Genomic DNA, 26075 nt, shown 5'->3' with positions numbered 1-26075 from the left:
GGGACGGAGCGATTTTTTCATCAATTCCCAAAATTCCGTAAATTCCGTCTAAATGCCCTTTTCCCAGATCAGCATCTCGACGGGCGTCGGGTTGTAGGCGTTGCAGGGGTTGTTGAGCTGCGGGCAGTTCGAGAGGAGGCACCAGACGTCCATTTCGGCGCGCATTTCGACGTATTTGCCGGGCTCGGAGACGCCGTCGGCGAAGCGCAGGCCGCCCTCGGGCGTGACGGGCACGTTCATGAAGAAGTTGATGTTGTGGGCGAGGTCGCGCTTCGTGAGCGGCAGGCCGCTGAGGGCGATCTGGAGCAGGAAGGTGTCGCGGCAGGCGTGCATGAAGCGCTTGTCGAGGCTGTAGCGCACCATGTTGCTCTCGGTCGCGCAGGCGCCGCCGAGCGTGTCGTGCCGGCCGCAGGTGTCGGCCGTGATCGTGAGCATGGGGCGGCCGAGGTTCGACCGGAGCACGGTGCCGGTGGTGAGGTAGATGGCGCCCTGCTCGCGAATCGTATCCTGCGCGCTGTAGCGCTCGCTGAGGTCGGCGGCGTTGTAGAAAAGCGTGTCGGCGGCCTGGTTGCCCTCGAGGTCGAGGATGCGGAGCGTCTGGCCCTTCGCGATGCGGTGCATCCAGCCGTCGCCGGCGGGGATGACCTCTCGATAGACGGCGTCCTCGGGCTTCAGCGGACTTTCGACGTAGTTCAGCGTGCTCATAGGTAGAGGCGGTCGGTGAGGGCGAGGGTGCGGGCGCACTCGGGGCGAAAGTTGCGGCAGAAGTCGTCGTCGGCCGGTGGCGCGGCGGCGTCGATCGTGAGCTGGACGCGGGCGCGGGGGTATTCGCCGACGGGCGCGAGCGGGTGGGGCGTGTTCGAGAGGACGAAGAGGACGTCCATTTCGGTGCGCAGCGTGATGGCGGCGCCGGCGGGAGCGTGGTCTTCGACGAAGGCGAGCACGCCATCGTCGTCCGCCGTGACTTTGCTGAAGAAGTTCACACTGGCGATGAGGTCGCGCAGGCCGAGGCCGTGCTTCTGCAGCTCGACGAGGAAGTTGTCGTGGGCGTTGCGATACCAGTCGTTCCGGAAATCCTGGTAGCTGTGCTCGCCGTATTTCGCGCGGACGTGGGCGGCGGTGATGTGGCCGCCGAGGGGATCGTGCCAGCCCAGGGTGTCGTCGACGATCGATGCGAGCGCGTGGCCCATGTCGCTCATGAGAATGTGGCCGCGGGTGAGCTTTGCCGTGTGGAGGGCCTTGAGCGTGTCGGGCACGTTGAGGCGGTCGAGCGGCTGGCGGGCGTTGAACAGGAGCGCGGTGAGGTTCGCACTGGCGTCGAGCGCGGTGAGGCGGACGAGGCGGTGGCGCGGGATGATCATCGACCACGGCGCGCCGCCGGGCAGGGTTTCTTCGAAGAGGCTCATTCGGGCTTTTGGGGCAGCGGGTGGAGCGGGGGAATGATGATGCTCGAGAGCGTGAGCTTGCCGGTGCGGACGCCCTTGCAGCCGAGGAGACGGTCGGTGATGCGGCGGAGCTTGTCCGCCGGCCCCTGCACGAGGATGACCTCCATGCGGTGGCTGTGCTCGAGCTGGACATGGAGCGAGCTGATGACCTCATCGATGTGCTCGCGCTCGATCTCGGCGAGCTTCTGGAGGAGCGGGCCCTTGGCCTCGTCGTAGAGGAGGGTGATGGTGCCGGCCATGATCTGGTCGCCTTTGTCCTCCTGGTGCTCGATGACGGCCTGGTTGATGAGCTCGGTGATAAGCTTCGAGCGGCTCTCGATGCCGCGCTCCTCGATCATTTCGTCGAGTTCGCGATAGACGGAATCCGGCAGCGAGATGCTGATCCGCTGAACGGGGCGTGCCGGGGGCTCGGTAGGGGCGGGTTGGCTCGTCATGGCGTGGAAGTATTACGAAAAATAAAATCGGTAATACTTTGTCAAGCAGGGGTCGGGCCAGCCGCGCGCCAGAGGGAAGTTTTTTTTGGACAGGGATGGTTTGGAGGCCGTCGAGGACGGCTCTCCGGCACCGTTTCTCTGTAAATCGTCAAAAAGGAGGTCGCCGGTGATGGACGGGCGACCTCCACGAGATTCGGCGAGGGCATCCAGCCACGACGGGCGGATGCGGAGAACGTCGGGCGGCGATTATTTTGCCCGGGCCTTGCGGGCGCGATCGGCCATCTCGAGGTAATGGTCGCGCAGCTTCTCGAGGTCCTCGTCGTCGAGTTCCTCCAGATCGAGGAGGACGTTATTCGCCTTGGTGGTGACGTGGATGAGCTCGTCGAGCTTGATCTGGATGGCCTCGGAGTCGCGGTTTTGCGTGTTCTGGATGAGGAAGACCATCAGGAAGGTGATGATGGTCGTGCTGGTGTTGATGACGAGCTGCCAGGTGTCGCTAAACCCGAAAGCGGGACCGAGGATGGCCCACAGAATGACGACGCCGGCGGCGACGGCGAAGGTGGCCGGCTTGCCCGCGAGCGTGGACGTGCGTTTGGCAAAGCGGATGAACCAGGACTGTTTCTGCGATTTGCTCATGCGGGATCACTGGGAGATCGCGGGGCGCGGCTCTGGCGGATGCGGCCCCGCTAGGAAAGATCGATCTCGCGGCGGGCGGAGGGATTCGCCAGCACGTAGCGGGCAATCTCCGCGCCGGTGGCGAACCACGCTGCGCCGTCGGCCTGGATGTCGCAGATGATGCGCTCGAGCAGGCGCACGCGGGAGGGCCGACCGCTCAGCCACGGGTGGAGCGTGAGGACGAAGCAGCAGCCAAAGTCGCGCATGGCCTCGTATTCCCGCATCCAGAGGTCGTAGACCTTCTCGCAATTCTCGGGCATCACGCCCCAGGCGGGATCAGCGTTGAAGGCGAATTGCTCCCAGTCTTCGAGCATCCACTGGCCGGGAATCTCGACAAGGCCGTTGGCGTGAAGGTAGGGCACGTCGTCTCCCATCAGGCTCGCGCTGTAGAGGAGGCGGTGGGCTTTCAGGAGATCGGGCGTGCCGGGATTGATCTCGAACCACGGCGCGCGATGGCCGACGGGGCGTGTGCCGGTGATCTCCTCGAGAATGCGCAGGCTTTTCGTAAGCACGGCCTCCTCCTGAGCGGGCGAGAGTTGGGCGAGTTTCTCGTGCAGGTGGCCGTGGGCGCCAATCTCGTGGCCGGCGGCGGCGATGGCGCGGGTCATTCCCGGGTGGTGCTCGGCGATGAAGCTCGGGATAAAGAACGTCGCCGGCACGCCGCAATGCTCGAGCAGTCCGAGCAGGCGCGGCACGCCGACGCGCGGCCCGTATTCGCATTGCGACATCGTGGTGAGGCGCTGCGCGAGGGCGGGATCCTCGGAGAGCGCGGTGGTCTCGCCGTCGACGTCGAAGCAGAGCATCACGGCGCAGCGTTTGCCGCCGGGCCAGGTGAAGCGGGGCGGCGGGGAAAAGGGGGAATTTGGAATGTGGAATTCGGAAGTGGAGTTCATTCGGTCCAGCGGCCGTTCAGGATATTTGGCGGGGTGGTGAGGTCGTAGCGTTCCCAGCCGGCGGTGATGCCGCCGTCGACGGGAAGGATCGCTCCGGTGATGTAGGAGGCCTCGTCCGAGGCGAGGAAGTGGAAGGCGGCGGCGATCTCCTCCGGCGTGGCGAGGCGGCCGAGCGGGGTGCGGGATTCGGCGAAGGGAATCTCGGGGTTGTCGGGAATGTCGAGCACGGCGGGCGTGGCGACGGTGCCGGGGCAGACGCAGTTCACGGTGATGCCGCGCGAGGCGAGCTCGACGGCGGCAAGGCGCGTGAGGTGAATGACGGCGGCCTTCGAAGCGGCATAGGCGGTGCCCTGGGGCACGCCGATCATGCCGACGAACGAGCCGGTGTTCAGGATGCGGCCGCCGACAGTCATGTGCCGGGCAGCGTGCTTCGTGCCGAGGGCGACGCCGTTCACGTTTACGGCGAATGTGCGCTCGAGGAGTTGCGGCGTGAGAGTGGCAAAATCGACGCCGAGCGGCTGGATACCGGCGTTGTTTACCATGATGTCGAGGCGGCCGTGCTCCGCGACGACAGCATCGAGCGCGGCGGCGAGCTGCGATTCGTCGGAGACGTCGCAGGGCGAGGCGGAATTGCGGTCGAGGCCGACAACGGCAGCTCCCGCGGCGCGGAAGCGCTCGGCGACGGCGAGGCCGATGCCGGATGCGGAGCCGGTGACCACGGCGACTTTTCCGGGAAGAGAGAACATTTCAGACAGAATTCACGGAATTGACGGAATTTCTGAACGGGGTGGTGGGGTCCAATTTTGGAAATTCTGTCTGATCAGCGCTGGCCGGGGGCGGCGGGCTGGTCGAGCGTGGGCCAGGTGCCGCGGATGCGGGCGGCGAGGTAGCGCTGGACGAGCCAGACGGACATCTCGAGGTGGCTGAGGCGGCCGCGCTGCGCGCCGAGCGAGGACATGCCGCGCTGGATGGCGGTGCACATTTCCATGTCCTCGAGGTGGAACTCGAAGAAGAGCGGCATCTCGGCCTCGAGCAGCGTGTCGAAGTCGGGGCGGGCGGCCGTCGTCTTCGGCACGAGCATCGTGGTGAGCAGCTTCAGGCGGCCGGGGCCGAGCGGGACGATGCGATACCAGACGATGCGGTCGGGCAGCGTGAAGATGAGGAAATGCGGGAAGACGAGAAATAGCCCGGACTCGGCTTTCTTCGGAGCGTCGAGCGCAGCGATCGTGGGAAAGCCGAAGGCGTGCTCGCGCTGGTGGAGCTCGTCGAGGACGGATTCCTTGAACGGCAGGTGGCAACGCACGGAGAGCTCGCGTTCCTGTTCGTTCCACGTGTCGCGGGCGGGCATCATCGGCTGCAGCGTCTTCGCATGCGCGCCGAGGTGGTGGTAGCTCTCCATGAAGTTCTCGACGAGCACCTTCCAGTTGAACGGGCAGTCCCACTCGCGCTGGATGACGAGCTGCATGTCGGCGGGGGCCCATTGGCCGAAGTCGGCGTTCATTTCGGCGAGGCGCGGCGCGAGGGGCGCGGCCTGGCCGTCGAGATTGACGAAGACGAAGCCGTTCCAGATCTCCGTGCGGAATTCGCGCAGGCCGTGGGCATCGCGAGTGAAGCCCTCGGCCCGATGCATCTCGGGGCAGGCTTTCAGGCGGCCGTCGAGCTCGAACGTCCATGCGTGATAGGGGCAGAGGAGGAGGCGCGTGTGACCGGCGCCGGGTGCGTCGGCCCTCGGCTCCGCGGTGCCGTGACCGTCGCGGCCGAAGCCGGGCGGCATGATGTCCATCCCGCGATGCGGGCAGGTGCGCGAGAGAGCGCGCACGACGCTGTCCTTCCCGTTCACGACGAGGAGCGGTTCGCCGAGAAGGTCGAGCGTGAGGAAGTCGCCGGCGTTCGGGATCTGCGAGAGGTGCGCGAGGCACTGCCACTCCCGTTTGAAGATGTGCTCGACCTCCCACGCGTAGAAGGCCTCGCTCGTGTAGGCCTCGGGCGGCAGCGTCGTCGCCTGCGAAAGCGGCCGGGCGGCGGTTTGCTGGATGTCGGCGAAGACTTCGTCGAGCGCGCGCTCGGGGCGGATGGATCGCGAGGGCGCGGAGCGGAGCACCGCTTCTTCGCAGGCGTTGATTTTCTCGAGCGTGTCGTTGCGCAGGGCGGCCATGGTGATGTCAGGGGTGGAGCCAGTTTTGAAATTCGCGGCGAAGGCGGTCGGCAGTCCAGACGTTCAGCTCCCAGAGATCGGCGACGGGGCGCTGGGTGAATGGCTCGCAGTGCAGGTAGCCGTCGGGGCCGAACTCGGGCGTCATGGTGATGGTGTCGAAGCCGCGGGCGCGCTGGCCTTCCCACAGCGCGCGCCACCAGCGGAGGTGGGCGTCGACGAAGCGGGCGTATTCCGGCGCGCGGGGATCGGGCACCTGCGCGCCCTGGTCGTAGCCGATGCGCGGCTGGATGTGCAGCGCGCGCTCGGCGCAGAGCGCGAGGACGTCGGGCAATTCGTCGAGCACGAGGCGCTCGGTGACGACGCACCAGTGGCTGAAGTCGATCGTCATTTCCAGATCCTCGGGGAGTTCGCGGAGGAGTTCCGCCGTGCGGACGGGATGGTAAAAGCTGCGGCTGCGATGCGTCTCGAAGCCGCAGCGGATGGCGCGATCGGCGACGAGGGCGTGGGCGCGGGTGAAGAAGTCGACGCTCTCGGAGAACGACCACAGGTCGCTGCCGCCCATCGTGCTGACGAAGAGCGGCTGGGCGGTGAGGCTGTGGTCGAGCAGGCGCTCGAATGCGTCGAGATGATCGGCGACCGTGGAACCGGGATCGGGCACGGCGAAGCCCGTCGTGGAAATCTCGGCGATGAACTGGAGATCGAAATCGGCGAGGGCGTCGAGGAATTCCTCGGGCTCGGCGGGCAGTGGACCTTCGAGGCCGTCGAAGCCATCGGCGGCGGCTTGCGCGGCGGCCTCGGCGGGCGGTGCGGTGTTTCCCCAGAGCGTTTTGAAGAAGAGCGGTTTCATGCGATCACGATGCGGAAGCCGACATTGTCGCGGCGGGTGGATGCAGGGAGCGCGTCGCGCCACGAGCTGCGGAGGAGGCGCGGGAGGTAATCCCACGCGCCGCCTCGAATGACGCGGCGTTCGCTGGCGGGATCGATCCATGTGGAGCCGTCGGCGGGCGCCGCGGCGTAGTCGGGGTGCCAGGTGTCGGCGCACCACTCGCAGACGTTGCCGTGCATGGCCTCGAGGCCGAATGCATTTGGCGCGTAGGTGCCAGCGGGCGTGCGCTGGCCGAGGCCGACGCGCAGGCCGTGCTCGTCGTAGAGGAAGTTCGCCGCGGCGGGCGTGATCTCCGCGCCGGTGTGGAAGGGCGTGCGCGTGCCGGCGCGGCAGGCGTGTTCCCATTCGGCCTCGCTCGGCAGACGCACGGGTTCGCCGGTTTCCGCCGCGAGCCAGTCGCAGTAGGCGGTCGCCTCGAGCCAGCTCACGTTCACCGCGGGCAGGTTGCCCGGCTCGTCTGCGGCGCAGTCGGGCACAAAGCGGCGCAGGTCGGCATTGGTGACGGGAAAGGCCGCCATGCGGAACGGTGCGGCGATGCGCACGACGTGGCGGGGGCACTCGGTGTCATTCGCGAATTTGTCCGCGTCGCTTTCGCCCATTTCGAACTCTCCGGCGGGAACGACGACCGTCGTCGGTGTCATACGTCAAATGAACGTGAGGCGCTTGCGGAGGTGCGCCTCGTTGATGGCGTAGAAGCCCTCGTCCCACTCCTTGAGCTTCTGCCGGTGGTAGATCTCCTTGAAGTCGCTGAAGACCTCGTCGATGAGCGCATCCTCGTCGAAGGCCTCGAGCGCGTGGAGCAGCGTGCGGGGCAGGAGGCGCACGCCGGCGGCGCGAAGCTGCGCGCGGGTGAGGTCGTAGCAATTCACGTTCAGCGGCGGACCGGGATCAAGCTGCTGCTCGATGCCCTCGAGGCCGGCGGCGAGCTGCACGGCGGCGGCGAGGTAGGGATTGCACGCGATGTCCGGGGCGCGATTTTCCACGCAGTAGCGGTTGGGCGGGAAGCGGAGCATCGCGGAGCGGTTGTTGTTGCCCCAGGCCATGATGACGGGCGCCCATGAGATGTCGGGCATGTCTCCCTGCGCGATCAGACCCTGATAGCTGTTGTAGGTCGGCGAGGTGACGGCGGTGATCGCCGGCGCGTGGCGCAGGATGCCGGCCGCGAAGTGGTAGGCGAGCTTCGCCATCGGGCTGCCGTATTTCGCGGGGAAGGGATTGTCCTCGCCGGGTTGCGGCGCAAAGAGATTCTCGCCGGTCTCGAGGCTGGCGAGGGACATGTTGAAGTGGTCGGCGGAACGGAAGTCGTCCGAGAAGGGCTTCGGCACGAAGATCGCGGTGGCGCCGATTTTGGCGGCGATGTTCTTCGCCATCGTGCGGAAGAACACGAAGCGATCGCAGGTGGTGAGGGCGTCGGCGTAGTTGAAGTCGAACTCGAACTGGCTGTGCCCGCCTTCCTGGTCGAACGAATACAGGCCCCAGCCGAGCTCCTTCATGGCGTCGGCCATGGGCTCGAGGAAATCCATCGCGCCGAAGGTGAGGTGCGCGTCGTAGGCCGGGCAGGTGCCCTCGTAGCGGTCGCGCTGCAGGATGCGGCGCTCGCCGGTCTGCGAGTCGACAAACATCACGTAGAACTCGGTCTCCATGCCGAGGTTCAGCTTCAGCCCGAGTTTCGCGGCGCGCGCGATCTGGCGCTTGAGGATGACGCGGCTGTCGTGCGCGTAGGGCGCGCCGTGGTAGTAGAGGTCGCCGAAGAACCAGGCGTGGCGGCGGTCCCACGGGCAGACGAGCATCGTGTCGAGATCGGGCACGGCGGCGCATTCGTCCTCGTGCGGGCCGACGAGGCCCATGCCCTCCATCGCGCCGACGGTGAAGAGCTCCGAGCCGTGCGCCATTTTCTCGAAGGCATCGAGCGGCGTCGCCTTCGCCTTCGCGACGCCGTGGACGTCCACAAACGTCGAGAAGCAGAACTTCACGCCGGCGGCTTCGAGCGCCTTGCGGGTGGCGGCGAGTTTGTTGGCGTCGACGGTGAAGTCCTCGGGAACGGCGAAGGTCGGCTGGGCGCTCATCTTCGCGGACCTTCCCGCATGGAGTCGCGATGCGGAATGAGAAGTTCGTCTCGATCGGGCTATTCGGCGCGACCCGCGAGCGCGGCGGCGTAGCGATTCTCGACGCCGAGTTTCTGGAAGATGAGGTAGAGGTGATTTTTGACGGTGTGACCGCTGATGCCGAGGATGGCGGCGATCTCGTCGTTCGACTTCCCCTCGGTGAGCCAGTAATGGACCTCGCGCTCGCGGCCGGTGAGGAGGCGCAGGCGCTCGCATTCCGGCGAGGTTCCCACGAATTGCACGACGGGGGTGGCGGCGGGCCGGCGGCCTGGTTTTGGCGAGACGGCCTGATCGACGCCGACGACGCCGACCACGCGGCCGCCCTCGCAGATCGGGATGATCTCGCTCGAGATGCGCATCATCTTGCCGGCGACGGCGTAGAGGTAGTCGTCCACGCGGCAGCGCTCGTTGTAGCGCTTCGGCACCCAATACCAGTCGCCCGCGCCGGGGTGTTCGTAGCCGGTGACGGGATCGAGCTTCGGGCTGCCGTAGCCGCGATGCCAATACGGCACGAAGCGGCCGGTGGCGTCGTGCCCGGCGGCGAAGCGAAACTCGGCGTCGCGCCCGTCGAAGCAATCGGGCTCCCACACGCTCCAGAGGCCGAGCAGATCGGGCTGGGTGACGAGCGCGTCGTGAAGCAGGCCGGAATACGTCTCCCTCCGGGTGATCCCGAGGCGACGCAGGGCGATGAAGGCGGTGGCGAGGGATTCGACGAGACGCTCCATGGCACGGAAGGGGAGCAGGTTCCGTTCCTCGCTCCGCTTCCTACGACTCCCAGACCCGCGCGCTGCGAGGCGTGTCGATGCGATAGTCGGAGAATTTTGCGGCGAAGAGATCGCGACCGAGGGCCTCGGCGGCCACGAGCGGATCGGTGGGGTCGAGGGTGACTTCGCCGCGGCGATTGCCGACGCCACGGACGACGCCGACGAACTCCGAATGCGTGTAGCGGGAGTATTCCTGAAGTTGATGGACGATGCCGAGCGACGCGCCGGGGTAGGTTTCCTCGGATGCAAGCGCGAGGCCGATGCGCTTGCCGGACATCCGGGCGACGACGCTGGCCGACTGCGGATAAGAGGCGGCGTAATAGCAGAACGTGCGGTCGAAGAATGCCTTTGTCTGGGCGGACAGGCCATACCAGTAGACGGGTGAGCAAAAGACGACGCCATTCGCGGGCAGGAAATCCTCGAGGAACAGGCGGCGGAAGCCGTCGTCGATGGAGCACTCGCCGTCCGCGCGGCGGCAGGTGCGGCAGTCGCGCAGGAACGAGCCGATGTGGTCGTCGAGGAAGCGCGTGGCCACCGAGGCGCCGGTGGATTCCGCCCCGCGCTGCACGGCGGCGGCGAGGGCGGCGGAGTTTCCGGTGCGGCGCGGACTACCGACAAGGACGAGCAGCTTGTTCATGGCTGGAAAAAACTCGTAGCAAGCCGCGGCACGTCCGCCCAATGCTCGGGGCCGAGCGGGGGCTCGTCGGTTTTCGCGCGTTCGACGAGGGTGGTGAGGGCCTCGCCGATCTGCGCGAAGAGGACGGCGCCATCCTCGGCGGTGGCGCGCGAGGGGAATCCGGTGACGCCATTCAGGCTCGTTTGCGCGACAGGATAGGCGAAGATGGAATTGGCCGTGCGGTCGGGATCGTCCGCCGCGGCGAGCTGGTCCATCCGCACGAGTTCCGGCGCGAGATGCAAAAGCAGGTCGGTCTCGGCCTTGTTTGCGTGGAGGTCGTCGGCATCGGCGATGAAGGCCTGCCAGATTTCCGGCGTGAGCTGGTAGGTGCTGCGAGCGGCGATCTGCAGGCGGCCGAGGTGCTCGAGGCGAATCTGGTCCACGGCGACGCGCATCGAGGCGTCGTTGCCGAAATGGGAATTCACGAGCAACAGGCGCTTCCAGCCGGTGGCCGCGCACCACGCGGCGAGCTGGCGGAGAGACGCGATGAACGTCTCGTGAAGCAGCGAAAAGGTGCCGGGCCATTTGGCGGTGTGGCCGGCCGAGACGGTGTAGGCGAGCGGCGGCAGCACGGGAACGCCGGTGCGGGCCGAGGCGAAGGCGCAGGCGGATTCCGCCAGCAGCGTGTCGGTGCAGATGGGCAGGTGCGGGCCGTGTTGCTCGGTCGCGCCGAGCGGAAGCAGGAGGAGGCCGCCGTTTTGTTCGCGCAGGGCGGCGACTTCGGGCCACGGCAGGCGGTCCAGGAGAACCGGGGCGGCCCCCGCGGCGGCGACGATGCGATCGAGAGTGGGGCCGGGCAGGCTCATGGCGCGATCATGCAGGAAATCCCGCGCCGGGCGATGAGAAGGTGCGCCTAGGCGGCCGGCGGCGTGCGCAGGTTGACGAACGTATTCGCCATGAGCGTATCGACGGAGTCCGGGCGCGTGGCCTCGATGAGAATTTGGTAGCCGAAAAAGCCCTTCCAGAGCTGGGCCAGGCGGAAGGCGAGGCGATCGACGACGGGAAGAAGGCCGGATTGGGACGACGTGAGGTCGGCGATCGGCGGGCCGAAGCACTGGATGGAATCGACGCGGAAGCCGGCGTTGCAAATGAGGCGGCGGAAGGAGGTGACCGTGAAAAGCAAGCTCGGGGGACTTGTGGCAAAAGTTTCCGGTCAATGGTTTCACCGCGCGCGGGCGCGCGGAGGTGCTATCGTCTGCGCCGATGGATGCGCTGTGGTGGATTCTGACCGTCGGATTAATGCTCTTCGGGCTCGTGGGAACGGTGGTCCCGCTGCTGCCCGGCGTGATCCTGATCCTCGGCGGCGCGGTGCTGAATCACTTCACGCTCCACGCCGTGGGCTGGCCGACCTTGCTCGGGCTGACGCTGCTCGCCACGCTGGCGATGGCTCTCGATTTCGTGAGCGGGGCGGTCGGCGCGAAATACTTCGGGGCGACGCGCTGGGGAGCGATCGGGGGAATTCTCGGGGCGATCGTCGGCCTTTTTTTCGGCGTGATCGGGATTTTTGTGGGGCCTCTGATCGGCGCTCTGCTCGGAGAGTTGCTTGGCGGCCGGGGGATCCTGCCGGCAGGAAAATCGGGATGGGGCACGTTTCTCGGCACGACGGCCGGCCTCATTGGCAAATTTCTTGTGGGCGTCGCGATGATCGCATGGTTTGCAATCGCGGCACTCCTGCCCTAAGCGGCGCCGCTCAGGGTGCGCGGCGGCCGGTGAGGAGCTGGACGACCAGCACGATCAAGGCGACGACGAGAAGGACGTGGATAAGGCTGCCAGCGACGTGAAAGCCGAAGCCGAGCGCCCAGAAGAGCAGGATGATGACGAGGATGGACCAGAGCATGGGAGAGGGTGGGTTCGAGGGTGGGAGCGGGTTGCATCAATGGTTCGCGGCCCGGCGCTTTCGTGGGCGGGTTTTAGTGAGTTCCCCGGGGTGGGTGAGTTCATCTTTGTTCACGCGGTCATCGTCATGGGAATCGGTGCGGCGTTGCTTGCGGTGAGGGGCCGTGCAGCGTGGCGGTTCGCGTTGGCCCGCGACACGAAATCGATCGGACGGCGAAAAGCCTTTGCCAAAGCGCCGCCGTGGCTGGCAAGGTCCGCGGCGAACGCATGGAAACCACCACATCCACGGGATTCATCGGATGGTGGCAGCGCACGCCGCTCTACCAGCGCATTGTCGGCGGGTTGATTCTCGGCGCGGCTGTCGGGCTCCTGCTCGGCGCCTTAAAGGGCACTCCGGAGGCTCCGAACGAGGCCGTGGTCGAGTTGCTGAGCGGCCTCGGGATTTTCAGCAAGCTCGTGCTGCGGCTGCTCGGAGCGCTTGCTCCGGCGCTCATTCTTCTGGCCATCGTGCAGGCGCTCATCAAGGCGGCCTTCGAGCCGGGAACCGCGCCTCGCCTGCTGCGGTTGCTCGTGCTGAACACGCTGGTCGCAATTTTTGTCGGTTTGTTCGTTGCCAATATTGTCCAGCCTGGCCGCTGGTCGCCGCACGAGTCCGCGCCGTCCGGCGAGGAGACCGTCGTGAAGGTCGACATCGTTTCGCAACTCGTCGAGAACGTCCCGAAGAGCCTGCTGGGCCCGCTCGGCGACGAGGGAAAGGTGATCGGCGTGATCTTCATTGCGGTGGCCTTCGGCATGGCGCTTCGCCGCAGTGTGCAGAAAGACCGCGTCGCTCCCTGGGTCGATCTCGGGCTCGATACGCTCATCATCATCCTGCACTGGATCATTGCCGTGGTGCCGCTGGCGGTGTTCGGCCTTGTGGCGAGCATCGTGGGCACCAAGGGCTTCGGCGCCTTTCACGCGCTGGGGATTTTCGTGCTCGCGGTGATTCTCGCGCTGCTTCTCCAGGCCACGTATTACCTCGTGCGCGTGCGGCTGTGCTCGTGGGTGCGCCCGCTCGACCTGTTGCGGGGCGGCCGGGATGCCCTCGTGATGGCCTTCTCGACGGGCAGCTCCACGGCGACGATGCCGGTGACCTTCGAGAGCCTGCGTGACCGCGTCGGCCTGCGGGAAAAATCCGCGAGTCTCGGTGCGCTGCTTGGCTCGAATTTCAACAACGACGGCACGGCGCTCTACGAGGCGATGGCCGCGCTTTTCATCGCGCAATTCATCGGAATAGAACTCTCCATCGGGCAGCAATTTCTCGTCGTGCTCACCTCCGTCGTGGCCTCGGTCGGCGCGGCGGGCATTCCCGAGGCCGGCCTGGTGACCATGACGCTTGTCTTTCACGCAGTGGGACTCGATCCGGTTTACATCGCATTGCTGTTGCCGGTGGACTGGTTCCTCGATCGCTGCCGCACGGCGATCAACGTGATGGGCGACATGAACGTGAGCTGCCTGCTCGACGGAAAGACGCCGAAGGCCGCCGGGGAATTGTAGGTCGAAAAAAGCGAATCGCTCCGGCTCTGGCGCGCGTAAGTCAGGCATGTCTCTTTCCGGTTTCCGCCAGGATGCTCCGTCCGTCGCTGTTATCGGAGCGGGGCTTTCGGGATTGAGTTGTGCCCGCCGGCTCGCCGCCGCGGGAGCAAAGGTCACGATCTTCGAGAAATCGCGAAGCCTGGGTGGCCGCTGCGCCACTCGTCGGTGGGGCGATCACATCGTGGACCACGGCGCCCAGTTTTTCACGATGCGAAATGCGGAGTTTCAGCGCGAAATGGAGGCCCTTTGCGGCGATGAGCTGCGCCCGATCGACGCGCCGGTGGTGAACCTCCAAGGCCGGGAAATTTCGGCCGGCGGGCCGCGGTGGTATCACGCCATGGGAAACAATCGCGTCGGAAAGGCGCTCCGGGGAGATTTGTCGGTGCGGATGGAGGCGCTGATCACCCGGGTGGAGCGTCGGGACGAGGGCTGGGATCTGGGGGAAGGAAACGGCGGTGGCTTCGCCGCGGTGGTGTGCTCCGCGCCGCTGCCGCAGACGCTGGCCGTGCTGGGGCGGGAGCCGGATTTGGCCGCGTTAGCGCCGTGCCTCACCGCGTTTTTCGCCTACGCGGGGGAATGGAGCGGCCGATCGCGAGAGGTCTATGCCCGTGTCGATCCAGTGGACGATCTCGCGTGGTCGGCCTGCGAGAATCACAAGATGGGACGCATCGCGCCGGCCACGACGGTTTTCGTGGCGCAGGCCTCGCCGGGATTCAGTCGGGAATTTCTCGAAGCAGATCCTGCCGAGTGGGCGGAACGCCTGCGGAAGCGCCTCGAGGAGCGATGGGAGCTGCCGCGAGCCGCAGCGCGGGATGTGTTCATGCATCGCTGGCGCTACGCGCGGTATTGCCGGGAGGAGGCTGCCGTGGTGTCGGATCTACCACCGGGCCTGTTTGTGACGGGGGATGCGTTTTCGGAATCCCGCGTAGAGTCCGCCTGGCTCGCCGGCCGGGCAACCGCTCACGAAGTGCTGAGCTCGATTCAACGGCGGTAGTAGCCTCCGCGGTAATAGCCGCCGCCGCGGTATCCGCCCCAGTAGCCCCGATTGTAGGCCACGTAACCTCGGCGATATCCGTAGCCGCCACCCCAGTAGGGACGATAGCCGCCTCCATAGTAGGCGTAGCGTCTTCCGTAGTAGGGACGGTATCCGGCATAGTAGCCGCCTCCGTAGACGACCGGAACCGTCGGAACGATCGGTGCGACCACCACCGGAGGAGGCGGGGGGAGGACCACCGCGCCATCAGGAGTGACAACGCAGCCCGCGAGCAGACAGGCCGATGCCGGCAGGAAAAGGATCCGGCGGAGTTGAGCGAGATGTGCAGTCATGTCTGTGAGCCGGAGAGGTCGAGGTGGCCCGGAGTTTCCATGGGAAACTCCGGGCAGAGGGTGAAGCGTCAGCTAGTCCTTGTTCTTTTTGTCGCCCTTTTTCTTGTTGTCGTTGTTGCCATTCTTTCTGTCGCCGCCGTTGTTTCGACCGCCGCCGCCATTACCGCCCCCGTTATTCTTCGGACCGCTGGAGGGCTTGCTGGCCTGGGACTTCGGTTGCGATTGTTTCTTCGGCTGAGCCTGCTGCTTGGGCCGGGAATCGTTCGACCTGGGCCTCGGCTGGGAAACGGACGCCTTGGGACGATCCTGTGATTTGGGTCTGTCGTTGCTGGCCTTTTTCGGGCTCGGGCGATCCACGCCCGGCGCCGGGGAGGACGCCCGCTTCGTGGAAGAGCTGGAAGAGCCCGATGCGTTCTGCCTCTTCGAGGGACCGTCGTTGTTCTTCTTGTTGCCGCCGCCGTTTCCGCCACCGCCGTTGCCTTTGCCACTATTCCTGGGCTCGTCGTTCGAGTTGCCGTTGCCGTTGCCCTTGCCATTTCCTTTACCGGGCTTGTTGTCGGCGTTCTTCGGCCTGTTCAGCTGACCGGGAACGTTCGGTGCCGCCGAGGGAGTGTTCACTCCGTGGTGCTTCGGTCCGTCGCCCTTGTTCTTTCCGTTGCCGTTTCCATCTCCCTTGTTTTTGCCATTGCCCTTCCCGTTCTGGTTGCCATTGGCGTTCGGGGCGAAGTTGTTCGGCTTCAGCGCTGCGGCGGTTCCGGCCTTGTCGCCGTTCTTACCCTTGCCGCCATTGTTGTTCTTTCCGTTGCCATTCTGGCCCTTGCCATTTCCGTTCTTCCCGCGGTTCGAGTTCTGGGAAAGGCGGGTGGGTTGCGGAATGCTTTTCACGGCATTGTGACGGGCAATAGAACCCTTCTTGCCGCCGTTTGCATTGCGGGCGGCACGCACTTCGGCATTCGCCTGCTGGACGCGGCGATTGTAAGCCGGGCGGCGTTGCTCGAGCTGCCGACGGCTGTTGGCGCTGGCTCTCCATGGGCGGGCCGTGGAGTTATCGATGTTCACCACGTTGACGTTGTTCACGTTGTTGACCGTGTTGTTCACCCAGTTGTTATTGTTGTTGTTCCCGCGGTCCCAACCGCCATCGCGATACCAGTCGCGGCGGTAGTCGCCGTAGTAAACGTCGCGGCGGCCCCAGTCGCAGTCGTAGTTCAGCCAGGAACCGACGGCGAAACCGACGCCGAAGCCGATGACTGGCCCAATGTAATCCGGCTCGCGCTCGACGTAGACGACCTCGGGGTCGTATTGCGGCACGTAGATGACCTCCGGCTCCGCGGGCACGATGCGGATGTAGGTCTTCTCCTCGACGACCTGCTTCACGACCTTCTGCTGTGGCGTGTCCTGCAGGTTGCCCGCGGCGTTCGCTTCCCCGCGCAGGCGCTGGATCGAGTTCATCACGTCCGCCGGCTGCGCCACGAAGGCCTCGCCGACGCTCGTCGTCCACTCGAGGTTGTCGTCCATCCATTTCACGACGTCGGGATAGTGAGCGAGCGACTTCACGCTGGGATCCCAGGACTGGTCGTCGACCTGGTCTCCGTCGCCACCATTGGCGAGATAGCGCGAGGCGAGGGTGATATCGCTGGGCACGGTCGATGCCGGCAAAATCAGCGCGATGAGAGCATCCGGGTAGAGCGCGATGGGCCCGAGCAGTTCATCCAGCGCGTCGTCCGAGAGGAGCTCGGTGCCGTCGGAGTTCGTGGAGTTCTCCACGGCGGGCGCCGGGGCATTCTGTGCGTGAATCAGCGGGCTGAAGCCGATGACGGTGGCCAGCGCGCAGCGGGCTCCCCAGCGGGTCACGGTGAGGAGGGATGCGGGTCGTATGGGAGTTTGCATAGGAGTAGTCAGGGATCGAAGGTGGCAGAGCTTTTGGATCTGCCGGGTTTTCAAATGGAACGTGGCAGGCTGGGAATCATTCAGTTTTCCGAAAAAATTTCTCGATGCGAAATCCATGGGATTCTCGAGAATCCGGTGGCCGGATGGTGATCGATCCGTATCATCTCGCCGGATTTATGATGCCGAAATCTTTCCGAGTGCCCGCTCTCGTTGCCGGATGTCTTCTCGCATTCGGCGCGCAGGCTCCGGCGGCATCGGTCAAAAAGACGATCCAGCAGCTTTCGTCGATTTTCGAGAACAGCACGCCGGTGTTCCAATACACGTTCGTGGCAAACATCGGCGACCAGCGCGGCTACACGTTCGGTTTCGTCGGCTTCACCAGCGGCACGTATTCCGGCACGTTTTTTCTCGAGGAGTATCAGCGCCTGAATCCCGGCAACGCGCTCGTGCGATTCCTGCCCGCATTCCGCCGGATCGACGCGGGTCCGCACGACAGCGAGGGGCGGAATCCGAGCACCGAAGGCCTCGAGGAATTTCCCGCGGCCTTTCAATCCTGCGGCGGCGACCCCGCCTTTCGTCGGGCGCAAATCCGTCTGGTGAACCGGCTCATCTGGAATCCCGCGATGGCCGTCGCGCGGAAGCTCCGCGTCCGGTATCCGCTCACCCAGGGCCAGATCTACGACGCCTACGTGAATCACGGCGAGGATGGCATCAACCGGCTCCTCGCGAAGGCGAAGCGACGCGCGGGCGGCACCCCTGCGACCGGGGTGAGCGAGAAGAAGTGGCTCGATGCGTTTCTCGCGGTGCGGCTCGCGGTGCTGCGGAGGGATTCCACGTGGGTTCATGCGGTGGATCGGATCGCGGTTTACCAGACGCTGCTGCGCGATCGGAATTATCGCCTGCGCCGGCCGATCGAGGTGGATTGCTACGGGAATCACTTCCGCCTCGACTGAACGAGCCGGCGCTTATTTCAAGCCCAGGGCCGCGGCGATGCGGGCGGCCAGCGGACCGTCGATGCGGATGCGATTCGAGATCGCGCGACGTTCCTGGCTGCGAATGAACGGCACGGGCACCATCTCGTCGTCGATGCGCACGGAGACGGCGCGCATGGTGTTGATTGGCAGAGCGGCGGTCGCCGTGAGGGTGACGGGAGTCGACTTGGCCGAATACGCGATTTCGTCGCAGACAATGAATTCGCCGCCTTGGATAAGGGTCAGCTGCTGGTCGAGGCTCATGCGGGCATCGTCCAATGGGAAGCGCGCCCGGGCAAGGGGAACTGCGAGGGAAAATCGAGGTTCCCCTGCGGTCCCGGCGAGGCATGATGACGGGCGCTGACATGCATGACCCCTACGCCATCCTTGGCCTCGATCGCGGCTGCACGACCGCGCAGATTCGCGCGGCCTACCGCCGACTCGCGCGCCGGCATCATCCCGATGTCAACGCAGACTCGGCCGAAGCCACCGCGCGACTGCAGGAGCTGAATGCCGCCTACGAAATCCTCTGGGATGCGGAGCAGCGGCGGATCTACGATCGCGACCATGGGGGCGGCGAGGACGTGGTTCCGCCGCGAACTGCGGGCCGGGTGGAGCGCAATATCTCGCAGGACGTGAACCTGCGCATCGAGGAGTTTTTGCGCGGCGCGGAGCTGGAGGTGCGGGTGAACGATCCCGCGAATCCGCATGGTCCCGAGACCTATTCATTCACCGTGCCGCCGGATACCGCGCCGGGTGAGCGCTTCCGTCTGCCGCGCGACGAGCCGTTTCGCGGCGGCTTCGTGATCGTCCGGGTGCGCGCCAGACCGGATTATCGGTTCAAGGTCCGCGGATCCGACCTGCGCGCGGATTTGCGGATCAGCGCCGATCGCGCGGCGCAGGGGGGAACGGAGCGGATTCCCGGGGCGACGGGCGTTCTCGTGCGGGTGGAAATTCCGGCGGGCGTGGCACGAGGGGCCATCATCCGGATTCCGGGCGAGGGCCTGCCGAAGCCGCGCGGCGGGCGAGGCGATCTGCTGGTGCGCATCCAATACCGGCCGGAGGTGCGCGTCACCCGCGGGTTTGGCAGCGGAAAGTCCGGCGGGCTGCGCCGCCTGCGTTAGCGGGGATTGGCGAGTTCCTCGCTGATGTGGGCGAGGATTTCCGTGCGACCCACGCGGTCTTTCGAGGAGCTCACGAAGCTCAGCGGGGCGGCGCCGCAGGCGTCGAGAAGCGCCTGCCGGAAGACGTCGGTGTTCTGCTCGATCTGCCGGGGCTTCAGTTTGTCGGCCTTCGTGAAGACGAGAACGAAGGGGACGCCCTCTCCGGAGATCCATGTGAGGAATTCGAGGTCGATCGCCTGCGGGGTGAGGCGTGAATCGATGAGGACGAAGGTCGTGCGCAGGTTCTCGCGGCCGGAGAGATATTCGGCAACGGACTTGCTGAACTCGCGGCGATCGCGCTGCGCGACCCTGGCGTAGCCGTAGCCGGGGAGGTCGACGAGGTGCCAGGCGTTGTTGATCGCGAAGTAATTGATGAGTTTCGTCTTGCCCGGCGTGGCGGAGACCTTCGCGAGGTCTTTCCGGTTCGTGAGCATGTTGATGATCGACGACTTGCCGACGTTCGAGCGGCCGATGAACGCAAACTCCGGCAGCGGCGAGTCCGGACAGGTTCCCAGATCCGGGGCGCTGAGGAGGAAGGTGGCGGAATGGATTTGCACGGGGCTTGTGCGGAACTCCGGCAGGGCCGGGCGAAAAATTGCGAGTGAGGTTACGGCACGAGCCAGACGTAAAGTCCGAAGGCGACGTGCAGGACGAGGGCGATGAGACAGAGGATCGCCGTGAACAGGATGCGCGGGTAGAGGAGGTAGCGAAGGAGATGCTCCCGGGTGGTCATTGCCGGCACATTAGCCGCAATCTCCAGGTCGGCCAAAAGGAATCGCGCGGCCGGCGGGATCAATCCAGCGTGCTGGGATCGTCCACGTCCAGGGCGCGCACGCGCTTGCGATCGCGCTCGCTCTGGACGGCGTTACGCAGCTTCTCGCGAACGGCCTCGACGCCGGCAATGGCCCGGATGGCGACCGTCGGCGTGCTGGCGTCGGCGCTGAGCAGCGTGAGATTGCCGAGACCGAGCATGCGCAGGAAGAAGGGTTGCTCCATCACGTAGTCCTTCACGCGATAGAGTTCGAGTTCGTCGAGGCGGCGGTTGAGGATGCCGCGGCGAATGCGCAGGCGCTGGGTGGTGAGTTCGTAGCTCGTGGCGCGGTTTGTGAACCACTGGATCGGCGCCCAGATCAGCGGCACGACGAGGCCGATGGCGGAAAGGCCGCCCGTGAACGGAATGCCCGCGAGGGCCGCAAGGGCGATGATCGCGCAGGTGAAATACGTCCAGAAATGCACCCATTGCGACGTGTAGCCATGCCAGAGCGTCGATTCGGCCGAGGCCGGTGCGGGGGATGGAATCGGGTCGGACATTTCGAGGGATCAGGGCTCGCTGCGGGTGACTTTGACGACCACCGGTTTGGACTCCTTGCCGGTCTTGTCGATGGCGCGGAATTCGATCGTCGAAGTGCCGACCTTCAGGCCGACGGTGACCTTCCAATTCGATTTGCCGGTGGCGAAGAAAGAGTCCCCGCCTTCCACCGAGCAGCCCACCCGGTCCACGCCGCCCGGCGCGGCGGCCGTGCCGGTGAGGGTGATCGTGGAGTCCGTGGTCGAGACCTGGAGGGAGCCCTTGACTGTGACGGTCGGCTTCGTGACGAGCTGGACGTTGACGATGCCAGGCGCGGAGAGCGCGCCATTCACGTCCACGGCGATGAATTCCAGGCGCGTCTTGCCCTTTTTCACCGGAATGGTCGCCTTCCAGCTCGTGGTGCCGGAGGCGCGGTAGTAACCCTTCGCGCCGATCTTGAAACTCACCCGGGCGATGCCGGCGGCGCTGCCGGCCGTGCCCTTCACGACGATGTTCGACTTCGTGGTGACGATCTTGGTCGGGGAATTAAAGGCGATGGTGGGCGGCTCGTCGGGGATGACGTTCGTCGCGCCGAAGCGCAGGACGCGATTGTTGAGCTGGTCGGCCACCCAGAGGGAACCCTCCGCGTCGACGGTGATCTGCGCGCGGGCGTCGAGCGTGAGATTCTGCGCGGAGAGGCCGGAGCCGCCGGTGACGAGCGAGGGCTGGCCGACGGCGACGCTCGCGGCGGCGCCGAAGGTGGTGGCCGATGTGATGGCGAAGCCAAGGACGCGATTGTTCGAGGAATCGGCGACCCAGACATTCGTGCCGCTCAGGAACACGGAGGAGGGGGCGGTGAACGCCGTGGCGGAGGTGCCGGCCGTGGAGGACGTGTAGTTCGTCTGCCCGAGCACCAGACCGGCCGGCGCGTCGTTCTGCGTCGGGAAGTTCGGGAAGCGGAGGACGCGGTTGTTGTCGCGGTCGGCCACCCAGAGTTGGGTGGCGCTGGCGGAGACGCCGGTGGGATTGAAGAACTGCCGCTGAGTGGTGCCGGCGGTGTTGCCGGTGAAGGTCGTCTGGCCAAGCACGCGGTCGGCGTTCGGGCCGTTGCCGAGCGTGGCGGCATTCTTGAACCCAAGCACGCGATGGCTGCCGGTATCGGCGATCCAGAGCACGCCGTTCGGATCGACGCAGAGGCCGGTGGGCGAGGCCAGCTTGCTCTGCGTGGGTGCGGCGGTGTTCGTCACGAAATCGGGCTGGCCGTAAACGCGATCGGCGAAGGCGGGCACGGCGGAGAGGTTCGCGGCGTTGGCGAACATCAGCACGCGGTTGTTACCCGTGTCGGCCACCCACAGGCGGCCGGCGCTGTCCACGAAAAGTCCGGACGGTCCCGCGAGCGAGGTTTGCGACGGTGCGCCGAGGCCCTGGTTCACCGCGCTCTCGGAGAAATTCACCTGGCCGAGCACGAGGTCGGGCGCCGCGCCGTTCGTGAGCGCTGTCTGGCTCGGGTAGCGGAGCACGCGGTTGTTGTCGCGGTCGGCGACGAAGACCTTGCCGCTGGCGGTGTCCACCGCGACGGCGGTCGGAATGTTCAGGCCCGTGGCGGTCGCGGGCGAGGGGCTGATGTTCGTCGTGAAATCCGCCTGCCCGAGCACGAGATTGGCCGTGGCGTTGGTCGGAATGGAAGTGGCGGCGACGAGGGGAGAGGCGCTGGCGGATAGCAGGGCGAACGTGGCGAAGAACCGGCGGACGGGCGTCATGAAGGCCCCTCTGTAGCGCAACGCCTCGCGAAGTAAAACCAAAGATGCTCGCCGAGGGGCATCTTTCCTCCTCCGGCGGGCTACTTCAGCGCCGTTTCGATCGCCGCGACGACGGCCGGGTCATCGGGCTTCGTCGCCGGTTCGAAGCGCGCGACGACCGTGCCGTCCTTCCCGAGCAGAAACTTGCCGAAGTTCCATTGCACGTCGCCGGGGAAGGCGGCGTCCGGGCCGGTGAGCGCGGCGTAGAGCGGCGCCTGCCCGGGGCCTTTCACGTGAATCTTCGGCAGGATCGGGAACGTGATGCCGTAAGTGCCCGTGCAGAATTGCTGGATCTCCGCGTTCGTCCCGGGCTCCTGACCTTTGAAGTCGTTCGCCGGGAAGCCGAGGATCACGAACTTCTCCGGGCCGTATTTTTTATAGAGCGCCTCGAGGGCGGGGTATTGCTTCGTGTTCCCGCACTTCGAGGCGACGTTCACGATCAGCACGACCTTGCCGGCGTAGTCCGCGAGCGTGGCCGTCTGCCCCTCCTTGATCTCGAACGGGATGTCCGTGAGGGCCGCGCCGAAGGCGGGCGCGGCCAGGGCGATCGTCGCGAGCAGGCAGAGGAGGGGCTTCATGGCGCGTCCGGCTTACTTCTTCTTGCGCTTCACGACGATCACTTTCGCCGCGGAGGCCTGGCCGAGCTTGTCGTAGGCGATCACGGTGAAGCGATTCGTGCCGACCTTCAGCTTGCCGGTGAAGAACCAGCTCGTGGTGCCGATGGCAGCCTGGAAGCCGCTCTTCGGCGCCTGGAACTTCACGGACGCCACGCCCGCCTCGGCCGAGGCGGAGCCGGCGATCTTGATCCGCTTTTTCTTCGTCTTGTAGCTGGAGCCGCCGCCGAGCGTGGGCTTGTTCGGCAGGTGCGGATTGAAGCGCATCACGCGGTTGTTGAGCGTGTCGGCCACCCACACGGTGCGGGGCGAGGCCGTGGTGTCGGAGTTGTCGACCGTGATGCCGTAGGGGAACTCGAAGCCGCGCTGCGTCGTGTGCGCCAGCTCGCCGGAGAAGGACGACTGGCCGAGCACGACCTTGGCCTTCGCGCCGTTCGTGAGGGCGCCGTTCGCGTCGTCGAAACGCAGCACGCGGTTGCGCACGCGGTCCACCACCCACAGGCTCGTCGTCGTGCCCGAGGCGTCGAGCGCGATGCCCTGCGGCCGGTAGAGGTTCGCCGCCGTCACCGCCGAGGGAACGTCGCCGCTGGTGAAATCAGTCTGCCCGAGGACGAAATCCGCGGCGCGGCCATTCGTGATCGAGGAGCCGACGGCGTCGAAGCGCAGCAGGCGATGGTTGTCCGTATCCGCCACCCAGAGGATGCCGTCGGCCGCGATGGCGAGGCCCTCCGGCGAGTTCATGCTCGAGGCCGTGGGCGGCATGGGGTTATTGCGCGTCGTGAGGTTCGTCTGGCCGAGCACCTTGCTGGCGGCGGCGCCATTGGCCAGCGACTGCGGATTCACGAAAAGCGTGACGCGGTGGTTGCTGGAATCCGCCACCCACAGGAGGATGTTGCCACCGGAGGCCTGCACGGCGACGGCCGTCGGGGCGAACATCCCCGCCGCGGCGATCGTCGAGTTCCCCGTCGTGAAGTCCGGCTGGCCCAGCACGCCGCTCGCAGCGATGCCGTCCGTCACCGCCGCGGAGGGGGCGTTGTAGCGCAGCACGCGGTGGTGGCCGGTATCCGCCACATAGAGGCGGCCGGCGTCGTCGAAGGCGAGGCCGGTGGGTTGCAGGAGGTTCGTCTGCGTGGCCGAGCTGCCGGTCGTGGTCGTGAGATTCGGCTGGCCGATCACGCGCTCCGCGGCGGCGCCTTTTGCGAGAGCCGCCGTGCTCGAGAACCGCAGCACGCGGTTGTTCTGGTAGTCGGCGACGTAGACCTTGCCGGTCGTCGGGTCCACCGCGATGGCGCGCGGGTTGTTCATTCCCGTCGCCGTCGTGCCGAGAGCGCTCGCGGTGAAGGACGATTGGCCGAGCACGACGTCTGCCGCCTGGTTCGTGGCGATGCGCGTGTAGGCGTGGAGGGAGCCGCAGGAAAGCAACAGCAAAGGAAGAAGGAGCTTTTTCATGAAAAGAAGGCCCGAGGGCGGGGACGTTGCTTAGGCGGTGCGGTGGCGGCTGTCAATTTGTCCGCCGAATCACATGTCACATGCAAAAGTCGCCGCCCCGAAGATCCCTCAGCTCACGGCCACGATCCGCGCCTTCGGGGCGGTCGTCACGTCGCCCACGCGGCGGTCGACGAGCTGCCCGCCCAGCGGCGATTCCGGCGTCAGCACGGTGATCGTTCGCCCCGCCACCGCCACCTCGGTGCCGCCCCCCGCCGGGCCGAGGAAGAACCACTCCCGGCCATCGGGAAACTCCAGCTCCACGAGCGCGCCGAGGTCGATCTCCGCGTCCGCGGCGAAGTCGCGCAGCCGCAGCTTCTCGTAGGCCGCGGCGGCGGATGCAGCGGCGGCCGCCTGTTTCGCCAGCCCATCGGCGAGATAGTTCTGCTCGATCGAGAGCGTGTCGTATTTGTTCTCCGCCTTGCTCTGCTCGTCATTGCCCGCCGCCCGCGTGCTCTTCGAGACCGCCCGGCGCACGTCGAATTCCTCACGGAGCTTTTCCAGGATGGCGGCGACAATCTGCGCTTTCATCCCCGTGTTTTAATCACACGGCGCCCGCCGAGAGCACGGAGAGTTTCCCAAAAAGGCGAGGGGAAGCCCCCCCGGCCGCACTTCTCCATGCCGTTCGCGCCTTTCGTGTGCTTCAATCACCCGCCCCGCATGCCCCTCGTCGCCCGCTCCACCTACCGCCCGCCCCCCGGCCTCGGCAACGGCCATGCGCAGACCATCCTCCCCGCGCTCTTCCGCCGCGTCCCCATCATCACCGACCGCCACCAGCGCCTCGAACTGCCCGACGGCGACTTCCTCGACCTCCATTGGCACGCGACGCCCGGCCGCGACCACGTCGCCATCCTCTCGCACGGCCTCGAGGGTGAATACCGCAACCCCTCCATCCAGGGCATGGCCCGCGCCCTCGTCCGCGCCGGCTGGGACGTCGTCGCGTGGAACTGCCGCGGCTGCGGCGCCGAGCCGAATCGCCTCCTCCGCTCCTACCACAGCGGCGCCACCGAAGACCTCGCCGCCGTCGTCGACCACGTCCTCGCCCCCGGCCGCTATGAACGCGCCGCCCTCGTCGGCTTCAGCCTCGGCGGCAACCTCACCCTCAAATACCTCGGCGACCTCGGCCCCGCCGCGGACCCCCGCCTGCGCGGCGCCGTCGCCTTCTCCGTCCCCTGCGACCTCGCCGCCAGCTCCCGCCGCCTCGAGAGCCGGGCCAACCGCATCTATATGGACCGCTTCCTCGTCGGCCTCCGGCAAAAGATCCGCGCCAAGATCGCCCGCTTCCCCGGCCAGCTCAGCGACGCCGGGCTCGACGCCATGCGCACCTTCCGCGAGTTCGACGGCGCCTACACCGCCCCCCTCCACGGCTTCCGCGACGCCGAGGACTACTGGGCCCGCGCCAGCAGCCGCCCAGTCCTCGGGCGCATCGCCATCCCCACGCTCCTCGTCCAGGCCCGCAACGATCCCTTCCTCCCGCCCGAATGCTTCCCCGAGGCCGAGGCCCGCGCCAGCGCCCACTTCCACCTGGAGATCCCCGCCAGTGGCGGCCACCTCGGCTTCCTCACCCTCGGCCGGGGCGGCGAATCCTGGAGCGAACGCCGCACCGTGGAATTCCTCGCCGCCCTCCCGTAGCCCCGCCGGGATCTTCGGGAAGACGTCCCGGCCCCGCCCGCGAGGGGGCAGGGGACCGCGCCGGCATTTCGCCCCGCCGGGCATGGCCGGAAGGCCGCTTTTACGAAAAATCCGCCCGTCCCGGCTGCTCCGACGACCCGTTTTGCGGGAAAACTGGTCATCCCGGCTCCTCCCACGACCAGATTTTTCAAAAAAGAGATCATCCCGGCATCTCCGACGACCTGTTTTGCCGCAAAACGGCTCGTCCCAGCTCCTCCGGTGCCCTCCTTTTTGGAAAAAGAAGTCATCCCGGCTGCTCCGGCGACTTGTTTTGCGGGAAAACCGGTCATCCCAGCTCCTCCCATGACCAGATTTTTCAAAAAAGAGGTCGTCCCGGCATCTCCGACGACCTTTTTTCCCGCAATTTCGACCACCCGGCCATCGCCGCCGGCTCCCATTTCCCGCGTTTACAGAGAAAAACCCCCGC

At 66.2% G+C, this 26075-nt stretch carries 31 protein-coding genes; 6 read left to right on the top strand and 25 right to left on the bottom strand.

Going from position 1 to position 26075, the window contains the following annotated elements; all coding sequences use genetic code 11:
• Window positions 1-48 precede the first annotated feature (48 nt).
• The 14 genes from VIM61_01235 to VIM61_01170 form a co-directional block, all read right to left on the bottom strand.
• A complete protein-coding gene (locus VIM61_01235) occupies window positions 49-705 on the bottom strand; it encodes an urea amidolyase associated protein UAAP2 (GenBank protein ID HEY8899026.1) in 657 nt (218 codons plus the stop codon).
• Window positions 702-1406, bottom strand: a complete 705-nt coding sequence (locus VIM61_01230) for an urea amidolyase associated protein UAAP1 (protein HEY8899025.1) — start codon at window positions 1404-1406, stop codon at window positions 702-704. The genes VIM61_01235 and VIM61_01230 overlap by 4 nt, the downstream gene beginning before the upstream one ends.
• The gene (gene nikR, locus VIM61_01225; protein HEY8899024.1) at window positions 1403-1879 is read right to left on the bottom strand and encodes a nickel-responsive transcriptional regulator NikR; all 477 of its coding nucleotides are present in this window, start codon (window positions 1877-1879) and stop codon (window positions 1403-1405) included. The genes VIM61_01230 and nikR overlap by 4 nt, the downstream gene beginning before the upstream one ends.
• A 246-nt stretch (window positions 1880-2125) precedes the next feature.
• The gene (locus VIM61_01220) at window positions 2126-2515 is read right to left on the bottom strand and encodes a low affinity iron permease family protein (protein HEY8899023.1); all 390 of its coding nucleotides are present in this window, start codon (window positions 2513-2515) and stop codon (window positions 2126-2128) included.
• Window positions 2516-2565: 50 nt separating this feature from the next.
• The gene (locus tag VIM61_01215) at window positions 2566-3447 is read right to left on the bottom strand and encodes a polysaccharide deacetylase (protein HEY8899022.1); all 882 of its coding nucleotides are present in this window, start codon (window positions 3445-3447) and stop codon (window positions 2566-2568) included.
• Window positions 3444-4193, bottom strand: coding sequence for an SDR family oxidoreductase (locus VIM61_01210; protein ID HEY8899021.1), 750 nt, complete (start codon window positions 4191-4193; stop codon window positions 3444-3446). The genes VIM61_01215 and VIM61_01210 overlap by 4 nt, the downstream gene beginning before the upstream one ends.
• A 74-nt stretch (window positions 4194-4267) precedes the next feature.
• Complete coding sequence (locus VIM61_01205; GenBank protein ID HEY8899020.1) at window positions 4268-5602, bottom strand: aromatic ring-hydroxylating dioxygenase subunit alpha; 1335 nt, start codon at window positions 5600-5602, stop codon at window positions 4268-4270.
• Between the two features lie 7 nt (window positions 5603-5609).
• Complete coding sequence (locus VIM61_01200; GenBank protein ID HEY8899019.1) at window positions 5610-6449, bottom strand: hypothetical protein; 840 nt, start codon at window positions 6447-6449, stop codon at window positions 5610-5612.
• Complete coding sequence (locus VIM61_01195) at window positions 6446-7129, bottom strand: formylglycine-generating enzyme family protein (protein HEY8899018.1); 684 nt, start codon at window positions 7127-7129, stop codon at window positions 6446-6448. Before VIM61_01195 ends, VIM61_01200 begins: the two co-directional genes overlap by 4 nt.
• 3 nt (window positions 7130-7132) lie before the next feature.
• A complete protein-coding gene (locus VIM61_01190; GenBank protein ID HEY8899017.1) occupies window positions 7133-8554 on the bottom strand; it encodes a hypothetical protein in 1422 nt (473 codons plus the stop codon).
• A gap of 59 nt (window positions 8555-8613) precedes the next feature.
• Complete coding sequence (locus VIM61_01185; GenBank protein ID HEY8899016.1) at window positions 8614-9318, bottom strand: LuxR C-terminal-related transcriptional regulator; 705 nt, start codon at window positions 9316-9318, stop codon at window positions 8614-8616.
• A gap of 40 nt (window positions 9319-9358) precedes the next feature.
• Window positions 9359-9994, bottom strand: a complete 636-nt coding sequence (locus VIM61_01180) for a flavodoxin family protein (protein ID HEY8899015.1) — start codon at window positions 9992-9994, stop codon at window positions 9359-9361.
• A complete protein-coding gene (locus VIM61_01175) occupies window positions 9991-10839 on the bottom strand; it encodes a creatininase family protein (GenBank protein ID HEY8899014.1) in 849 nt (282 codons plus the stop codon). The genes VIM61_01180 and VIM61_01175 overlap by 4 nt, the downstream gene beginning before the upstream one ends.
• A gap of 47 nt (window positions 10840-10886) precedes the next feature.
• Complete coding sequence (locus VIM61_01170; protein ID HEY8899013.1) at window positions 10887-11156, bottom strand: hypothetical protein; 270 nt, start codon at window positions 11154-11156, stop codon at window positions 10887-10889.
• 80 nt (window positions 11157-11236) lie between these two features.
• On the opposite strand from VIM61_01170, the gene VIM61_01165 reads away from it, so the two are divergent.
• A complete protein-coding gene (locus tag VIM61_01165) occupies window positions 11237-11713 on the top strand; it encodes a DUF456 family protein (protein HEY8899012.1) in 477 nt (158 codons plus the stop codon).
• A gap of 10 nt (window positions 11714-11723) precedes the next feature.
• On the opposite strand, the gene VIM61_01160 is transcribed toward VIM61_01165, so the two are convergent.
• Complete coding sequence (locus VIM61_01160; protein HEY8899011.1) at window positions 11724-11870, bottom strand: lmo0937 family membrane protein; 147 nt, start codon at window positions 11868-11870, stop codon at window positions 11724-11726.
• Window positions 11871-12109: 239 nt separating this feature from the next.
• On the opposite strand from VIM61_01160, the gene VIM61_01155 reads away from it, so the two are divergent.
• Together VIM61_01155 and VIM61_01150 are read left to right on the top strand one after the other, a co-directional pair.
• A complete protein-coding gene (locus tag VIM61_01155; protein ID HEY8899010.1) occupies window positions 12110-13405 on the top strand; it encodes a dicarboxylate/amino acid:cation symporter in 1296 nt (431 codons plus the stop codon).
• A gap of 46 nt (window positions 13406-13451) precedes the next feature.
• Window positions 13452-14438 carry an FAD-dependent oxidoreductase gene (locus VIM61_01150; GenBank protein HEY8899009.1) on the top strand — a complete coding sequence of 329 codons (987 nt, stop codon included), beginning with the start codon at window positions 13452-13454 and terminating at the stop codon, window positions 14436-14438.
• Here the strand turns inward: VIM61_01150 and VIM61_01145 are convergent.
• Both VIM61_01145 and VIM61_01140 read right to left on the bottom strand, forming a co-directional pair.
• The gene (locus tag VIM61_01145; GenBank protein HEY8899008.1) at window positions 14426-14770 is read right to left on the bottom strand and encodes a hypothetical protein; all 345 of its coding nucleotides are present in this window, start codon (window positions 14768-14770) and stop codon (window positions 14426-14428) included. The genes VIM61_01150 and VIM61_01145 overlap by 13 nt on opposite strands.
• 72 nt (window positions 14771-14842) lie before the next feature.
• A complete protein-coding gene (locus VIM61_01140; GenBank protein ID HEY8899007.1) occupies window positions 14843-16657 on the bottom strand; it encodes a DUF3300 domain-containing protein in 1815 nt (604 codons plus the stop codon).
• A 197-nt stretch (window positions 16658-16854) separates the two neighbouring features.
• Between VIM61_01140 and VIM61_01135 the strand changes: the two genes are divergently transcribed.
• Window positions 16855-17610 carry a chitosanase gene (locus tag VIM61_01135; GenBank protein HEY8899006.1) on the top strand — a complete coding sequence of 252 codons (756 nt, stop codon included), beginning with the start codon at window positions 16855-16857 and terminating at the stop codon, window positions 17608-17610.
• Between the two features lie 12 nt (window positions 17611-17622).
• Here the strand turns inward: VIM61_01135 and VIM61_01130 are convergent, their stop codons facing one another.
• Complete coding sequence (locus tag VIM61_01130; GenBank protein HEY8899005.1) at window positions 17623-17892, bottom strand: hypothetical protein; 270 nt, start codon at window positions 17890-17892, stop codon at window positions 17623-17625.
• A gap of 83 nt (window positions 17893-17975) precedes the next feature.
• Here VIM61_01130 and VIM61_01125 point away from each other — a divergent pair, with 83 nt between their 5' ends.
• Window positions 17976-18752 (top strand): DnaJ domain-containing protein, encoded by a 777-nt coding sequence (locus VIM61_01125; protein ID HEY8899004.1) that lies wholly within the window; start codon window positions 17976-17978, stop codon window positions 18750-18752.
• Here VIM61_01125 and yihA read toward each other — a convergent pair.
• The 7 genes from yihA to VIM61_01090 all read right to left on the bottom strand — a co-directional run bounded on the left by yihA (window position 18749) and on the right by VIM61_01090 (window position 24508).
• Window positions 18749-19348: a ribosome biogenesis GTP-binding protein YihA/YsxC gene (yihA, locus tag VIM61_01120; protein HEY8899003.1), complete on the bottom strand. Its 600-nt coding sequence runs from the start codon at window positions 19346-19348 to the stop codon at window positions 18749-18751. The genes VIM61_01125 and yihA overlap by 4 nt on opposite strands.
• 50 nt (window positions 19349-19398) lie before the next feature.
• A complete protein-coding gene (locus tag VIM61_01115) occupies window positions 19399-19524 on the bottom strand; it encodes a hypothetical protein (protein ID HEY8899002.1) in 126 nt (41 codons plus the stop codon).
• A gap of 59 nt (window positions 19525-19583) precedes the next feature.
• Window positions 19584-20102 carry a PH domain-containing protein gene (locus VIM61_01110; GenBank protein ID HEY8899001.1) on the bottom strand — a complete coding sequence of 173 codons (519 nt, stop codon included), beginning with the start codon at window positions 20100-20102 and terminating at the stop codon, window positions 19584-19586.
• A 9-nt stretch (window positions 20103-20111) separates the two neighbouring features.
• Complete coding sequence (locus tag VIM61_01105) at window positions 20112-21839, bottom strand: NHL repeat-containing protein (protein HEY8899000.1); 1728 nt, start codon at window positions 21837-21839, stop codon at window positions 20112-20114.
• An 80-nt stretch (window positions 21840-21919) separates the two neighbouring features.
• On the bottom strand, window positions 21920-22456 hold the full coding sequence (locus VIM61_01100; GenBank protein ID HEY8898999.1) for a glutathione peroxidase: 537 nt from the start codon (window positions 22454-22456) through the stop codon (window positions 21920-21922).
• Window positions 22457-22468: 12 nt separating this feature from the next.
• Window positions 22469-23941: an NHL repeat-containing protein gene (locus tag VIM61_01095; GenBank protein HEY8898998.1), complete on the bottom strand. Its 1473-nt coding sequence runs from the start codon at window positions 23939-23941 to the stop codon at window positions 22469-22471.
• 108 nt (window positions 23942-24049) lie between these two features.
• Window positions 24050-24508, bottom strand: a complete 459-nt coding sequence (locus VIM61_01090) for a hypothetical protein (GenBank protein HEY8898997.1) — start codon at window positions 24506-24508, stop codon at window positions 24050-24052.
• Between the two features lie 129 nt (window positions 24509-24637).
• On the opposite strand from VIM61_01090, the gene VIM61_01085 reads away from it, so the two are divergent.
• Complete coding sequence (locus tag VIM61_01085; GenBank protein ID HEY8898996.1) at window positions 24638-25609, top strand: alpha/beta fold hydrolase; 972 nt, start codon at window positions 24638-24640, stop codon at window positions 25607-25609.
• Window positions 25610-26075 lie beyond the last annotated feature (466 nt).

This window comes from Chthoniobacterales bacterium (genome assembly GCA_036569045.1).
Lineage (GTDB): Bacteria > Verrucomicrobiota > Verrucomicrobiia > Chthoniobacterales > JAATET01 > JAATET01.
The sequence above is the reverse complement of the archived record's forward strand: the minus strand, read 5'-3'. Positions and strand labels throughout refer to the sequence as shown.